This window comes from Cobetia sp. AM6 (assembly GCF_009617955.1).
In the GTDB taxonomy this organism is placed as follows: Bacteria; Pseudomonadota; Gammaproteobacteria; order Pseudomonadales; family Halomonadaceae; genus Cobetia; species Cobetia amphilecti.
On the sequence record NZ_AP021868.1, the window covers coordinates 1310854 to 1325509 of the forward strand.

General features: G+C 62.3%; 16 protein-coding genes. 12 read left to right on the forward strand and 4 right to left on the reverse strand.

Annotated features, from left to right (window positions below):
- The first annotated feature begins 49 nt into the window (after positions 1-49).
- Both CLAM6_RS05585 and CLAM6_RS05590 read left to right on the forward strand, forming a co-directional pair.
- Positions 50-415, forward strand: a complete 366-nt coding sequence (locus CLAM6_RS05585) for a YqcC family protein (protein ID WP_153635368.1) — start codon at positions 50-52, stop codon at positions 413-415.
- Positions 416-532: 117 nt separating this feature from the next.
- On the forward strand, positions 533-1033 hold the full coding sequence (locus CLAM6_RS05590) for a gamma-glutamylcyclotransferase family protein (RefSeq protein WP_153635369.1): 501 nt from the start codon (positions 533-535) through the stop codon (positions 1031-1033).
- A gap of 135 nt (positions 1034-1168) precedes the next feature.
- On the opposite strand, the gene brnQ is transcribed toward CLAM6_RS05590, so the two are convergent.
- Together brnQ and CLAM6_RS05600 are read right to left on the reverse strand one after the other, a co-directional pair.
- Positions 1169-2509: a branched-chain amino acid transport system II carrier protein gene (gene brnQ / locus CLAM6_RS05595; RefSeq protein ID WP_197738709.1), complete on the reverse strand. Its 1341-nt coding sequence runs from the start codon at positions 2507-2509 to the stop codon at positions 1169-1171.
- A 269-nt stretch (positions 2510-2778) separates the two neighbouring features.
- A complete protein-coding gene (locus CLAM6_RS05600; protein WP_153635370.1) occupies positions 2779-4077 on the reverse strand; it encodes a DUF1853 family protein in 1299 nt (432 codons plus the stop codon).
- A 1267-nt stretch (positions 4078-5344) separates the two neighbouring features.
- On the opposite strand from CLAM6_RS05600, the gene CLAM6_RS05605 reads away from it, so the two are divergent.
- The 8 genes from CLAM6_RS05605 to CLAM6_RS05640 all read left to right on the forward strand — a co-directional run bounded on the left by CLAM6_RS05605 (position 5345) and on the right by CLAM6_RS05640 (position 10061).
- Positions 5345-5686, forward strand: a complete 342-nt coding sequence (locus CLAM6_RS05605; RefSeq protein WP_153635371.1) for a hypothetical protein — start codon at positions 5345-5347, stop codon at positions 5684-5686.
- A gap of 87 nt (positions 5687-5773) precedes the next feature.
- Positions 5774-6106: a hypothetical protein gene (locus tag CLAM6_RS05610; RefSeq protein WP_153635372.1), complete on the forward strand. Its 333-nt coding sequence runs from the start codon at positions 5774-5776 to the stop codon at positions 6104-6106.
- A 96-nt stretch (positions 6107-6202) separates the two neighbouring features.
- Positions 6203-6535: a hypothetical protein gene (locus CLAM6_RS05615; protein ID WP_043335408.1), complete on the forward strand. Its 333-nt coding sequence runs from the start codon at positions 6203-6205 to the stop codon at positions 6533-6535.
- Positions 6536-6640: 105 nt separating this feature from the next.
- The gene (locus tag CLAM6_RS05620; protein ID WP_153635373.1) at positions 6641-6973 is read left to right on the forward strand and encodes a hypothetical protein; all 333 of its coding nucleotides are present in this window, start codon (positions 6641-6643) and stop codon (positions 6971-6973) included.
- A gap of 578 nt (positions 6974-7551) precedes the next feature.
- Positions 7552-7818: a hypothetical protein gene (locus CLAM6_RS05625; protein ID WP_054556802.1), complete on the forward strand. Its 267-nt coding sequence runs from the start codon at positions 7552-7554 to the stop codon at positions 7816-7818.
- A gap of 273 nt (positions 7819-8091) precedes the next feature.
- On the forward strand, positions 8092-8331 hold the full coding sequence (locus tag CLAM6_RS05630) for a hypothetical protein (protein WP_153635374.1): 240 nt from the start codon (positions 8092-8094) through the stop codon (positions 8329-8331).
- Positions 8332-8353: 22 nt separating this feature from the next.
- Positions 8354-9166 (forward strand): haloacid dehalogenase type II, encoded by an 813-nt coding sequence (locus CLAM6_RS05635; RefSeq protein ID WP_225347775.1) that lies wholly within the window; start codon positions 8354-8356, stop codon positions 9164-9166.
- A 211-nt stretch (positions 9167-9377) separates the two neighbouring features.
- On the forward strand, positions 9378-10061 hold the full coding sequence (locus CLAM6_RS05640; RefSeq protein ID WP_153635375.1) for an alpha/beta hydrolase: 684 nt from the start codon (positions 9378-9380) through the stop codon (positions 10059-10061).
- 139 nt (positions 10062-10200) lie between these two features.
- On the opposite strand, the gene CLAM6_RS05645 is transcribed toward CLAM6_RS05640, so the two are convergent.
- Complete coding sequence (locus tag CLAM6_RS05645; protein WP_153635376.1) at positions 10201-10767, reverse strand: DUF6314 family protein; 567 nt, start codon at positions 10765-10767, stop codon at positions 10201-10203.
- Between CLAM6_RS05645 and CLAM6_RS05650 the strand changes: the two genes are divergently transcribed.
- Positions 10766-11641 (forward strand): DMT family transporter, encoded by an 876-nt coding sequence (locus CLAM6_RS05650; RefSeq protein WP_153635377.1) that lies wholly within the window; start codon positions 10766-10768, stop codon positions 11639-11641. The genes CLAM6_RS05645 and CLAM6_RS05650 overlap by 2 nt on opposite strands.
- A gap of 39 nt (positions 11642-11680) precedes the next feature.
- On the opposite strand, the gene CLAM6_RS05655 is transcribed toward CLAM6_RS05650, so the two are convergent.
- Entirely contained in the window at positions 11681-13387 is a 1707-nt protein-coding gene (locus CLAM6_RS05655) for an aminotransferase-like domain-containing protein (protein WP_153635378.1), read from the reverse strand.
- 156 nt (positions 13388-13543) lie between these two features.
- Here CLAM6_RS05655 and CLAM6_RS05660 point away from each other — a divergent pair, with 156 nt between their 5' ends.
- Positions 13544-14533 (forward strand): DMT family transporter, encoded by a 990-nt coding sequence (locus tag CLAM6_RS05660; protein ID WP_172978630.1) that lies wholly within the window; start codon positions 13544-13546, stop codon positions 14531-14533.
- The last annotated feature ends 123 nt before the right edge of the window (positions 14534-14656 follow it).

Consider the following 14656-nt stretch of genomic DNA (forward strand, 5'->3'; position numbering starts at 1 on the left):
CATCGGGATAATAGCGTGAACGAACCATGCATGATTTGACGGAGGTCGCATGAATCCGACTGAACAACCCCAGGACGGCGAGATCGCCGGCAATCCCTACGACGAGCTGCGCGCGCTGCTGGCACGTCTGGAAGCGACCATGAAGGCAGCAGACCTGTGGCGCATGGACACGCCATCCCCGCAGGCCTTCATGAGTGTGGAGCCATTCTGTGTCGATCACATGGACATGGGCCAGTGGCTGCGCTTCGTGTTCATCGCCCGTCTGCAAGCGCTGTGCGATGCCCGCGCGCCGTTCCCCGCCAAGTGTGAAGTGGCGCCGGCCATCGAGGCCTGGTTGAAGGATGCCCGCCCCGAGCGCCGCGTGGCGATGACGGAAGTGATTCGCGAGATCGACACGCTGATCACGACGCACTGATTGCCGGGTAGGGGTCTCACCTCGCACTGAGCCTCCTCTACCCGACACCTCCCACTCTGCCCCTATGCAGGCGTGATGCCCTCGCATTGCGCCTCGAGACAACTGTCAGGAGCTTGCATGGCCTATTACTTCGCCTACGGCAGCAACATGAATCCGGCGCGTGTCGAGGCACGCATCGGCGAGACGCGACGGGCCGTGCATGGTTGGCTGCAAGAGCATCGCCTGAGTTTCGACAAGGCCTCTCGGGTCGATGGTATCGCGCATGCCAACGTGCAGCCTGCGCCGGGCGAGCGCGTCGAAGGCGTGCTGTATGAGCTGCTCGAGGCCGAGCAGATCACGCTGATGGACCCCTTCGAAGGCCGCCCGCATGAATATGAGCGTTTCCTTCATTCCATCGTCACCCGCGAAGGCGTGATCGACGCCTGGGTGTATGTGGCGCTGCCCGAGCGCACCGCCGAGGGCCTCAAGCCGGCACGCGAGTATCTGGAGCACCTGCTTGGCGGGCGTGACTTCCTGACGCCGGACTACTTCACGGCACTGAGCGGCGTCGAGGCCGTGCATGCGCTGGATGACGCCACCCTGGCTCAGCTGGGCCTGTCGCGTAGTACGCCGCGCTGACGGTCGCCTGATAGCTGACGGGTGCCTGTCATCTGTTTTCTGTCACCTGTCATGTCGCAACAAAAAGCCCGCCTCTCGTTGGAGAGGCGGGCTTTCGTGTTTCTGGTCACGCCGCGCGACTGATTGGCGTGAGCCTCAGTCCTGCGCGGCCAGTGCCGGGTCCAGGTTCGTCTGGTCACGACGGCTGGCCAGCATGCCGATGATCAGCCCCGCCAGCGCCGGCGCCAGCCAGCCCAGATTCATCGAGGCCAGCGGCAGCAGCGGCTCGATGCGGTGCGAGATGGCCATCAGCGAGTCGATGCCGCTGGCTTCGAAGCCATCCAGCAGGCTGACCAGCAGCGTCAGGCCCAGGGTCCAGGCGAACACGCGCGGCGCATCATGCAGGCGCGGACGCAGGTAGGACAGCAGCGTCAGCACCAGCACCAGCGGATAGAGCGTCACCAGTACCGGAATCGAGACGCTGATCAGGGTCGAGAGGCCCAGATTGGCGATCAACGCCGAGGCCACGGCCATCACGATCACCAGCAGGCGGTAGGGCACGCTCGGCAGCAGGCGATGGAAGAACTCGCCGCAGGAGGTCAACAGGCCCACCGCGGTGGTCAGACACGCCAGGGTGATGACCAGCGCCAGGATCAGCTTGCCGGCATCGCCGAACAGTGCCTCGACGTAGACCGGGATCAGTTCGCCCTTGGCCGCTTCGCTGACCAGTGCATGGCTGGTGGCGCCCATGTAGGTCAGCGGCAGGTAGACGGCGGCCAGACAGATGGCGGCGATGGCGCCGGCCCACAGGGTGTAGCGGGTCACGTCAGCGGTCGCGGTGATGCCGCGTGCCTTGATCGCCGAGACGATCAGGATGCCGAACACCATCGAGGCCAGCGCATCCATGGTCAGGTAGCCCTGCTGGAAGCCGGTCATGAACGGCGCCTCGGCCCACTCGGGACTCACCGGCCCCAGCGGCCCCTGTGGGTCGATGATGGTGAACAGCGCGATCAGCGCCAGCAGCGCGATCAGCAGCGGCGTCAGCCACTTGCCGACCACATCCATCAACTTGCCCGGGCTCAGCGCGATCAGCGTGGCGATGCCGAAGAACAGCACCGAATGCAGGGCCAGGCCGCTCTGTGCTGACATGTCGATGAAGGGGCGCATGCCCATCTCGAAGGCCACGGTGCCGGTGCGCGGAATCGCGAACATCGGCCCGATGGACAGGTAGATGGCGACGCCGAAGGCCGCGGCTGCCCACTTGGGCAACGGCGAGGTGATCTTGTCGAGGCCACCGCCGATCACGGCCACCGCGACGATACCGGCCAGCGGCATGCCGACACCGGTGGCCAGAAAGCCCAGTGCCGCCGGCCAGAATTCGGCACCCGCGCCCTGACCCACCTGAGGCGGGAAGATGATATTGCCTGCGCCCAGAAAGAGGGCAAAGGTCATGAAGCCCAGCGCCACGATGTCGAGGCTGGAAAGTCGTGTTTTCACTATGACGTCCTACGGATTCAGCAGATGCGTTGCAGCAGGCGTCATCAGGTGACCGATGAGGTGGTCGGTCAGGCAAGAAGACGTGCCGAGAAGCCGTTGGCTAGCGACAGGGGTGGGTCACCAGCAGACCCGGGAGCAGCGGGGTAGTGTTGCGCGCGGGCCGAATGGCGAGATCAGGCTGATGGATTGTCGCCACCCTGATCTGACGCGGCGCATTATCGTTGATTTCACGTGGCAAGACAAAGCCATCAGCAAGCCACGCGGCAGGCTCACTGCGCGGCAGGCGCCGGGGGCGGTAGTGGAATGAAGCTCGGCCAGTCGTCCGGCACCACGAAGATCCGCCATTGCTGGCGGGGCGAGCTGGCGGTGGTCGGCTCGCCGTCAGGCGCCGCCACGCTGCGCTCCAGCCACAGCTGGCGGGGGTGTTGATGCGTGCGCTGGCGGCTATGCTGCTGAGCCGGCGCGTCTTGCTGAGCCGCCGTGACTTGCTGAACCGGTTCGTCCGGCCTGAGGTCGTCAGCGGCAGGTGGCACGAAGTGATCGCGCAGCCAGCGGTCAAGTTCATGCCATGGTTGTAGCGACGCCACGGGCGGGGCGGCCAGCCAGGCAGGCTTTTCCCTGACACAGCCCAACAGCGGGCCGTCATGTATCGGGGAGGCCTCGAGGGTCTGACAGAAGGCAGCGAACTGACTGACGCTCATCCACCAGCCGGCCTGGCGCGCACTCTCGGGATGGCAATGGCGGGGCGGGGGCAGCCAGTCGGCGGGAGCTATATCTGGCTGCCAGGGGCGAAACAGGCAACCGGGCAATGCCAGTTGCTGGCCTGCAAGCAGCGGGGCAGGCGGATCTTCTGCCAGCGGTGAGTTCGTCTCGCTCGCGCCTGCCTGTCTGGCCAGTGCTTGTCTGGCAAGTGCCTGGCGGATCGTCTGCTGTCCGCGCTCGGTATAGGCCAGGGGCAATTGATGCTCAAGGCTGCGCTGATACTTGATGGCGAGGCTGTCGGCGCCGCCGGGGCCTATCCAGCGTGCCGGGCTGTCAGCCGCTTCGGGGCCTTCTGGCAGGCCGAGATAGAACTTGATCGCGACCTCCAGGTGCGTGGGCGCCGTGTCCTGCGCCGCCAGATAGAGCATGTCCAGCTCGCCCAGCGTGATCTTGCCCTGGGAAATCCTGAGGTTGTTGACCAGCAGGTGACTGCCGGGCGCGTGTGCCAGCACGAATTGCCAGAGCAGCTCATGGTAGTGGCCCAGGCGATAGTGGCGGCGCTCATTCACGGCGGCCTCGAGCGCGTGGGGCGCCTGCTCCAGTGTCATCAGCCAGCGGTGGCGGACGCGGTCATCCTCCAGCCCGAGTGCCGCCAGGGACGGGCGCGGGTAACGCGCAAGCTGCAAGAGGTCCGGGGCACTCAGAAGCCAGGCGATATCCCTGACGCGCGGGTGACTGTAGCGCGCGCAGTCGCGGCGCAGGTCGCGGCCGGTCGCACAGGGGGAGTCGGCCCATTGGGCAAAAGGGGGCGATGACTCGGCTGCACCGGGCGATGCATGGGATTGGGCTTCGGGCTCGATAGGCATGACGCCAGTGTATCCCACGTCGGATGACGGTCGATAATGCGCGACTTCGTTCGGGGCTGGCTCTGTGTGAACCGAGCCGAGTGCTGCTTGCCGGCCGTGGTGTCCTGCTGGTGCTCCTTCTCTCCCTCTATCTACTCCCTTCTCCTTTCCCTTCCTCCACTCCCACTCTCTGCTCTCTCTGTCTTCTCGCTCCTTTCCCTCACTCGCCACTCTTTACCCGACCCTTTACGCCAGCCTAGCGCTGCTCACGCGACACTTTCTCGCCGTTTTCTTGACGCTCTTCCACCACGTTCTGCCGTCCACCGCCGGAAATGCGACGGCCGTCCCCAGGCTGTCATCATTTTGACATCGTTGCATGGGTCGCCTAAGCGATTGAAAACGTTGAGATTACTTCGCGTGGGTGGGTGAGGGTGCTTCAGTCCGGGTTGGAAGAGCGCTGAATTGATTCGATGAGAGAATCAATCCTGTTCCGGCGCGGGGATATATCCCGCGGCTCGCGAGGTTCACAATGCACTCCATCAACGTTGCAGCAAATATGCAGGGCTGATGAGGCGGTATTGACCTCGAGCTCTTGGTTGTCGAGCGACATGAATCTTCTCGACATCAGTGGGCAAGGCGTCACCGACTGACAGTGTGAGGGGCAGAATCCACACCCTGAACAATCGGTCAATGAATATTCGTAAAGATTGATGTGCACAATTTCTTGCTGCTAGACGCTGTTTTCAGGCGTCTCAGCCAAAGCAGAAAGAAAAATACGCATTTTCTTGTTTTTGTGGCATCCAGTTCTGCTGTGGCGACGTATAACTCATCAGCACAGCAAGACACACCCTGCAGCGTGCAGCATGTTCGACCAAGGTGGTGGGCGAGACACTGTCTTCCTCAACCAAAGTCGATAGTGATCTGCCAGGCCGAAGCGCCGCTCAAGGGGATGGGCCAGCACGCAAACAAGGAATTCTTGCACTCTCCATGTTGTACAAGTCTTTTTCAGAACCGCTGCAATAGCTTTATGGGTGATGAGAGGGGCAGTAGGGGCAAGCGCTGGGGAAGGCCGTTCGTTTCCAGTGGCGTTGCTCAAAGAGAAACAGTGAGCTTCCAGTTGCACGGCTAGTTTGAGCGCAGCATAACAATTAGTCTGTTAATAATCGAAACGCAGCACGCACCACAGTCAGTGAAGGCCAGGACCCGGACAGGGGTCAGCAAACCACTCCTTCACTGACTGACAACGACTCAAAGCGGAAGCATCCGCACCAGGACCAGGAGATACACCATGAAAAACATTTCCCTCAAGACTCTGATCGCTACCGTCGCCATCGCCACTGCCAGCACCTCCGTATTCGCAGCCGACGATAGCCCTGCCGCCGTGCGCGTCCAGAACGCCATCAGCAGCCAGCAGATCATGGGCCAGACTCAGCCGGCTGCCACCAGCCAGCAGGGCTTCTCCGAAACGGGCATGAGCGTTGCTGCCGGTCGCGTTGAGCAGGCGCTCAATGCTGACCACATCCGTGGCGTCGATACCGCTGCCGTGTCCCAGGCCAACGCCACCGTCAATGATCAGGGCAAGAGCGTCGCCGCTAGCCGCGTTCAGCAGCGCATCAGCGACAACGCCTGAAGCAGAGTGGGCCACGCTGACAACTCGGTGACCCCCGAACATCGCCTCACCTGACATTCGATCCTTGCCCATTTCTGGAGAATCATCATGAAAACCCTGACTTCCCTGATCGCCGCCGCTGCCATTTCCATTGCTGCCACCGGCGTTGCCACCGCTGATGAAAGTGTTGCCGATGCCCAGGTGCGTGCCGCACTGAGTGAACAGGTCATCCACGGCCAGGCGCAGCCCGCCGCGACGCAGCTGAATGCTGCCGAGTCCGGCATGAGTGCCGCTGCCAACCGTGTCGAACAGTCCCTGAACGCCGACACCATCAAGGGTGAGCAGACGCACGCCGTCTCCCGCGGCCAGAGTCTGAGCAACGACAACGGCAAGAGTGTCGCGGCATCACGCTTTGAAGATGCGCTGAACGGCAACGCCTGAGTCTGCAGGTCCTGATTCATGGCCTCAGGCCCGGGACCACAGCAGCACTGATCTCCCTTTTATCTATTCGCTATTCACTTTTTCTGGAGTCATCTAATGAAAACCCTCAATGCCCTTATCGCCGCCGTTGCCCTGTCCGTGACCGCCACTGGCGTCGCCAATGCCGATAGTGTTGCCGACCAGCAGGTTCGCGCCAACATCAGTGAATCCGTGATCCACGGTCAGGCTCAGCAGGCAGCCACTCAGCAGCAGGCCATCACCGATGCAGGCAAGAGCGTTGCGGCCAGCCGTGTCGAGCAGGCGCTGAACAGCCAGACCATCAAGGGCCAGCAGGCGCAGGTCACTCGCGACACCCAGCAGTTCGTCAATGATTCCGGCAAGAGCGTTGCCGCGTCACGTGTCGAGCATGCCCTGAACGACAACGCCTGATGCGTCGCGCCGTCACACTGACGGCAGCGAACAAGGACTCTGCTTGCGACCTGGCTGACCTTTTTACCCGGTTGACCCGATAAAAGATTTCACTGGAGATATTTCATGAAAATGCTCAATACCCTCATCGCCGCCACCGCGCTTTCCGTTGCTGCCACCGGTGCTGCCTTGGCAGACAGCGTCGCTGACCTTCAGGTGCGCTCTGCGCTCAGCGAATCCAGCATCCACGGCCAGGCCCAGTCCGCCGCCGCCGAGCAAGCCACCTTTGCCGATACCGGCATGAGCGTTGCCGCGGGTCGTGTCGAAAGCTCCTTGAACGATGCTGCGATCGAAGGTCAGCGCGAGACCCTGGCGTCCGACTCACAGCAATTCGTCAACGATGCTGGCAAGAGTGTTTCCGCGACTCGCGTCCAGCATGCTCTGAGCGAAAGCGTCTGAGCCAGATTGTCTGAGCCAGGTTGTCTGATTCAGGTTGTCTGAGCCCCGCTCTGATTCGTGACCACGCATGGCAGCAACTGACCCAAGCGTCCCCGTAGCAAGTGTCGTCATGAGCAGCAGCAAGAGTTTTAAGTAGCTAGAGCTTGAAGACATAAGGTCTTGGAGACATAAGGGCTTGGAGACATAAGAGCTCGAAGAATCAAAAGCGTGAACAAGCCAGTCGTAAAGCAGTGTCACTGACACTGATCGCCAGGTGATACCTCGTCGCGAAGTGAAACGACAGTCTGACCCTTCCTGAAATGGCCGGTATCTGTCGGGAGTCATCCCGCGCAGCGACGCCCCGTGCCTCGTACGATGACGTAGAAGGGTCCCGCCATGGGCAAGCCTGAATATCGCGCCATCGTAAACCGCATCCTTGTGGGTAGTGCTTGTTGATGGTCTTTATCAATAGGTCACGTGGGTGATGTCAGTTATCGACTCTGATAGATATCCCGCCTGGATATACCCAGTACTTGAAGTGATCAATGATGTGTCACTTCATGGCAACTCGATAGTGAAAATGAACGGAGGATAGAAAGATGATCAAGTCATTCATGACTCACGGCCTGGCAGCGTTTGCCCTCGCCACCAGCGGTCTGGCCAGTGCCGATATCAGCACTGATGACAGCAGTAACGTGCGATTCAATAGCGCTCAATCTCACGGCATCCACAGCGAAGTGCGTGATTATCAGAAGAGCGAAAAGCGCTACGCCGCAAATCCTGACATTCTGATCACCAGCCGTGGCAATGTGTTTGCCGATAGTGATGTGCATGGTGCAGTCGATATCGACGCTGACCATCGCTGAGCTTTCGATGCTGACGGTTCACACGACTCGGTTCACATGACTTCATGCCGCAAGTTGTCATTGCGAAACAATTGAAGCGCTGTGATTTGATTGCCACTGCTTGAATCACCGCGCAGCGACGATTGAAGGCGTAGGCACTGATGCGCAGCCAGTGACTACCGACATTCAGGGAGAGCGAAAGGAAATATCCCAGACGTAGAGACACTTGGATAGTGAGCAGAACGCTTGAGCAAGGGCTTTGGGACCCTCCACCATCCCCTCTAGAACGACCTGGTGGCAAAACCCTTTCTCAAACGCTTTCCTGTCCTGGGTGTCGCTGTCCCGACATTCATTGCCCGCCACCATGGCGGGTTTTTTTATGCCCGGATTCCAGAAGGGCACAGCAAGTGGCTGGTCGACTCTGTGTATGGCACCTTGCTTGATGCCCGCAATATTCTGAGGGTTTTCCAGATGATTCGTAAGGATTCATCGGCAGTTCACTGTGTGGATGTCATGATGCATCACGGTGATTAAACGTTGTTGATTGCCGGCCTGCATGTCGGATATCCCGAGGCAGGATGCCATGATATCAATCAAGTGGAGGCCCATGATGGTGCGCGGAAAACTCAAGAAAGTGGCGGGTTCATTGGTGTTGGGCGTTGGTCTGATGTCAGGGAGTGTGATGGCGGGTGATGTCGTCGAAAAGCCCAAGGTGCTGATCTTCGATGTCAATGAAACGCTGCTGGATCTTGCCTCGATGCGCAGTTCCGTCGGCGAGGCACTGGGGGGAAGAGAAGACCTGCTGCCCCTGTGGTTCTCGACCATGCTGCATTATTCTCTGGTGTCTACCGTGACTCGGGATTACCACGATTTCGGGCAGATCGGTGTCGCCTCGTTGCGGGTGGTCGCGCAGAACAACGGTGTCGAATTGACGGATGAGCAGGCGAAGAAGGCCATCATCACCCCGTTGCTGACACTCCCGCCTCACCCTGATGTCAAGGAAGGTCTGGCCAGGCTGAAGGCGGAAGGCTACAAGATCGTCAGCCTGACCAACTCGTCCAACAAGGGCGTCCAGGCGCAGTTCGAAAACGCGGGATTGCTGCCGTATTTCGATGCGCGCTACAGCATTGAAGATATCCAGATCTACAAGCCGGACCTGCGTTCCTATGAATGGGTGCTGGACAAGCTTGATGTCGAACCCGAGGAAGCCATGATGGTCGCGGCACATGGCTGGGATGTCGCGGGCGCCAAGGAGGCGGGCTTGCAGACCACGTTCATCGCCCGCCCGGGCAAGGCATTGTTCCCGCTGTCAAAGAAGCCCGATCATGTCGTGAAGGATGTGAACGAACTGGCCGACATTCTGCAATAGCACCAGAACCCTTGATTGGCAGAACCCTTGATTGACAGGTGCTGAAGATATTCTGTCATCATGGCGTTTATGGCATCGGTGAGGCTGGCGGGCGTCGAGTGACAGGGCAATTTGCCTGTTCATCGTGAGATTGCCAGCCTCATCGCATGGCAGATGCCAGCGTCAATGGTAGGCTGGGCGGCATTCCCCTTCTTACCGACCGGAGCTGAACATGAGTGACGCATCACAGCAGCATGGCCACCGTGCCCCTCAGATCATCGAGCCGAGCGCCCAGGCGGATGCCTGCGTGATCTGGCTGCACGGCCTGGGTGCTGACGGCAGTGATTTCGTGCCCGTGGTGCCTGCATTGGGTCTGCCTGAGAATCACGGCGTGCGTTTCGTCTTCCCGCATGCACAGGAGCTGGCCGTGACCGTCAATGGCGGCATGCGCATGCCGGCCTGGTACGACATTCTCGAGATGAATCTCGGCCGGCGCGTCGATGAGGTGCAGCTGCGTGAATCCGCAGCCTACGTGCATGCCTTGATCGAGGAGCAGATCGCCCAGGGCATCGCCAGTGAGCGCATCATTCTGGCCGGCTTCTCCCAGGGCGGTGCGGTGGTCTATGAGGCGGCGTTGAGCTGCGAGCGTCCGCTGGGCGGCTTGCTGGCGCTCTCGACCTATTTCGCGACCAGCGCGACCATTGCGCCGAGCGCCGCCAATCAGGGCCTGGCCCTCAGTGTCCATCACGGTACCCACGACGATATCGTGCCGCTGGCACTGGGTGAGGCGGGCGCCGAGAGTGCGCGTGCACTGGGTCATCCACTTGAATGGCAGACCTGGCCGATGGCGCACGCCGTGTGTCTCGAGGAAATCGAGGCGATCGGTGAGTGGTTCAAGGCGCGTCTGCTGGCCTGATCGGCTGCCAGGATCGACTGTCAGTATCGACTGCCAGAGCAAAAACGCCGCTGACGGATCACTCCGTCAGCGGCGTTTTCATGTGCTGCCAGCGGCCCCGTCATACGCCGTCAGCGGTCTTTGCCAGTGCTGGTCGCGCTCAGCAGCGATAGCGGTAGGCGAGGTGTTCATCCTTGCGCGGGCCGGTGATGCGCCAGTCGAGATCAAAGCCCAGGGCATTGCCCACCTCATCGCGCACGATGACCAGCGTGGCGGCGTAGAGATCATCGATGCACAGATGCGCTTCACGACTGACGAAGTGATCTTCGCCTCGAGCGCTGTCGGCCACCAAGTCGAACAGGAAGACGGCGGCATCGCGGCCACGACGTTCATGACTGAGCGACAGCGCCTCGCCATCCGCAGCCAGCTGCCAGCGATAGCGGTTGTGGAAGTTGACGCTGGATGACTGGCCCTCGAGCTGGAACTGGCCCTGCTCGAGAAATACCACACTCTCCTCCTCTTGCTGAGCCGCCTGTCGTGACCCGTCGTGGGGGAAGGCTGGGGCTTCGCGGGTGACCGTCACCTCGCCGCTTCCCTGGCCAGACCAGGCATTGCGCGAGGCCGGGCCGGAGCGTGACGAAAAATCCAGCCGGCGGATCTGCGCGAGCAGCGCATAGAGGGTTACAATTGGTGTCAACTTCTTCTGGCTACCGAGTTTACTCGTCATGTCCTACCTGATTGGTGTCACGGCCCTCTGGGCCTTCTCGTTTTCCCTGATCGGCGTCTATCTGTCCGGTCAGGTCGATAGCTATCTGGCCGTACTGACGCGTATCGTGCTGGCGTGCCTGATCTTTGCGCCGTTCATGCGCCCGCGGGCGATCAGCGGTCGTCTGCGCTTCCAGTTGATGGCCATCGGCGCGATCCAGCTCGGCCTGATGTACATCTTCTTCTATCGCTCCTTCCTGCTGCTGCCCGTGCCGGAAGTGCTGCTGTTCACCATCTTCACGCCTATCTACATCACCTTGCTCGATGACCTGATGAACAAGCGCCTGTCGCCATTCTACCTGCTGACCGCCGCGATTGCGGTGCTGGGTGCGGCGATCATTCGCTACAACGGGGTCAGTGACGGCTTCTGGCTCGGCTTTGCGGTCGTGCAGGGTGCCAATCTGTGCTTTGCCATCGGGCAGGTGGCCTATCGTCAGGTTGCTCCGCAGCTGCCGGCGGATGTCGCCCATCGCCATGTGTTCGGCTGGTTCTATCTCGGCGCGCTGGCGCTGGTGATCGTGATGTTCCTGCTGTTCGGCAGTACCGACAAGCTGCCGTCGCAGCCGGTGCACTTCGTGGTGCTGGGCTGGCTGGGCATCGTGGCCTCGGGGCTGGGCTACTTCCTGTGGAACAAGGGCGCGACGCGGGTCGATGCCGGCACGCTGGCGATCATGAACAATGCGCTGGTGCCGGCGGGCCTGCTGGTCAATCTGCTGATCTGGAACCGCGACGCCGACCTGGCGCGTCTGGCGCTGGGTGGGGCGGTCATCGTGGCGGCACTGGTGATCAATCAGGTGTGGGCACGTCGCCGCGAGCAGGCGCTGCGCATGGCCTGACAGTCTGTGCCATAAGCAAATCCAGACATCGCACCTCAATCAGCCCTCGCCCTGTGCGAGGGCTTTTTGCAGGTGAGCGGTGAGGCGCGCCAGTATCTCCTGCTGGCGGGGAATCTCGTCAGAGGGCCGCGCAGCGTTCTGCATCGCTTCCTCGCCGAGCTGGGCCGCATTGAGACGCAGGCCGGATTGTTCGGCATTGAACAGGCTGCCGGGCAGGGTGGCGATGCCTGCATTCAGCAGCTCCTGATGCAACTGCTCAAGCTGGCGCGCCTCAAGGCTGGGCAGGCCACACCATTGCAGATAGCCGCCGCTCGGTGGCGGCAGCCAGACTCGGTCACCCAGCGCCGTGCTCAGGTGCGCACGCAGACGCTCCAGGCGCCTCGCATAGCAGCGTCGCATGCGCTGCACGTGGCGGCCGTAATCCCCGCTGGTGATCAGTTCGCTCAGGGCAGCATGCATCCACGGCATGTCGCCCATGCCATTGGCCCAGCGCGCCCGAATCATCGCCTGCAGCCCCAGTGGTGACTCCTGCTCGGGCCGTGACAGCCACAGCCAGCCGCAGCGGGTGCGGGGGTCCAGCGTCTTGGAAAATGATCCGAGACTGATCAGCGCAGGCATCGGCCTGTCGGCATGGCGATGGGCGAGGTCGGCCAGCCACGGCTGGCGGGTATCGAAGCTCAGCTCGGCAAAGGTGGTGTTCTCGACCAGCAGGATGGCGTGGCGGGCCGCCAGTGCCAGCAGGCGGTGGCGATCTGGCGTGCTCAGCTGTCCGCCCAGGGGATTGTGGCCATCCGCGGTCACGATCAGGGCATCCAGCGTCAGGGCGGGCGTCTTGTCATCATGACGTTCGAGCAGACGCTCGAGCGCCGCGACATCCAGTCCCTGGTGCGCGCGGGCCGGAATGGCGATCGCCTGATGGCCCTGGGCTTCGATGGCAGCCACGATGCCGAAATAGCCCGGCGCTTCGACGCCGATCCGACAGCGGCCCTTGGCGGCACGCAGCTGGCCGAGCAGCAGGGACATGCCATGCTGCGCCCCCTGGCTGATCAACAGGGCGTCGCTGTCACAGGGATGGCCGTGGTGGCTGAGGTGCTGGGCGATGGCGGTGCGCAGCGCGCTCGAGCCCGGCGGTAGGGCATAGGCGCTGGGATGCTGGGCATGCGCCCCGAGCTGAGTGCGCGCCAGACGATACAGGCGACGCACGGCGGGGGCGTCCAGCTCTGGGTGAGCGGCACCTAACGGCGCCAGGCGCGGATCACTGGCATTCGCCATCGCCTGCCAGGCCGGGTCACTGATGGTGAGGGTGGTGATGGCGCGCGGCCTGTGATGTGACTCTCGCTGCCCGTGCTCTAGCTCGTCGGGGTGGCGAGATGAAGCCGGGCTGGTCTGTGAGTCGGTATTCAGGGCATCCGCGTCGTGAGCAGCCTGCGTCGCTGGCGCGACCCGATAGCCGGCACGCGGTTCGGCGATGATCAGGCCCGCCGCCTCCAGCTCGCCATAGGCACGAATCACGCTGTTGAGGCCGAGCCCCGACTGCGCCGCCTGCCGCCTGAGCGAAGGCAGGCGCTGTCCCGCGCTCAGTTTACCCGTCGCCATCTGGGTCTTGAGCCGCTCGACCAGCTGCTGATAGCGCGGCAGCGTCGCGGCTGTGGCGCCTGAGCTGGCGGTTGAGCTGGTGGTTGAGTTGATGGCGGGGCCTGCAAGCGAAGGGCGGCTGGCGGACGAAGCGTGCTCGGCGGATGACATGCCTGTCTGTACCCCTTGAATTGGTGATTATCTGTATCTTGTGCCCCCTTGAGGGTTCGCGGCAAGCTGAAGGCTCATGTCGTGGTCCCGTCGGTGCACGTCCTGCACCTGCCTATGGGCCGACCGCTTGTCATTTCTCTCGCTGGAGTCTGCGTGATGTGGATGCCACTTTGCTTCGTGTTTCTGTTCGCCAGCGGCTTCATCGCCGCGCGCTTCGGCACCCTGGACGCTGAACCCTTCACCTTGCTGCTGGTGCGCAGCCTGCTGGTGCTGCCGGTGCTGGGGTTGATTCTATGGCTGCGCCGCAAGCCGCGTCAGTGGGGCCGGCGCAATGACCGTCTGGCGCAGATGGGCATTGGCATGCTGTTGCATGGCGCCTACCTGGGCGGCGTGTTCGCGGCGGTCAAGGCGGGGCTGCCGGCGGGCCTGACGGCGCTGCTGGTCAGCCTGCATCCACTGGTGACGGCGGCCTTGTCACTGCCGCTGTTCGGCGTGCGGCTGGGCGCCAAGCAGTGGGCGGGGCTTGGCTGTGGCGCCATCGGCGTCAGTCTGGTGCTGGGGGCAGGGCTTGCCAAGGATGGCGCGGGTACCCTGGAGTGGCCGCTGATCGGGCTCGTCTGGTGCCTGGTGGCGCTGATCGGCGTGTCCAGCTCGACGCTGTGGCAGAAGCGGGTCTCCGGGCGCATGGGGCTGGTCGAGGGGCTGATGTTCCAGTATCTCGGTGCGGGCGCGGTGTTCGTCGTCGCGGCGACCAGTGTCGGCAGCTTTGCCTTTGACCCCACGCCGCGTCTGCTGCTGACCATGGCCTGGCTGGTGATCGCCATCTCGGTCGGTGCCATCTGGCTGCTGATGCTGATGCTGGAGCGGGGCGAGGCCCATCAGGTCGCGCGCACCTTCTTCCTGGTGCCGCCGTGTGCCGCGCTGATGGCATGGTGGCTGTTCGATGAGCAGTGGACCGCGCTGATGGTGGCGGGCGCGGCACTGGTGGTGCTGGGGCTGGTGCTGGACCGCCCGCGTCCGGGCAAGGTGAGCAAGGCGCCGGCCGACGACGCCATGCCGCCTTCGCCTTCAACGCCCTCAACCTCAATAGCTTCAGCAACTTCCAAGGCCTCGGTAACGAACAGCGGGCAAGCCGCCCCGCGCTGAGGCGTGCCGAGCGCACAACTCACAACGCACAACGCACAACGCACAACGCCCCGCCGGCCCGAGATGGGCTGGCGGGGCGTTGTCGTTTCTGACCAGTCAGAAGCGCTAGCCAGGAAGTGGCTG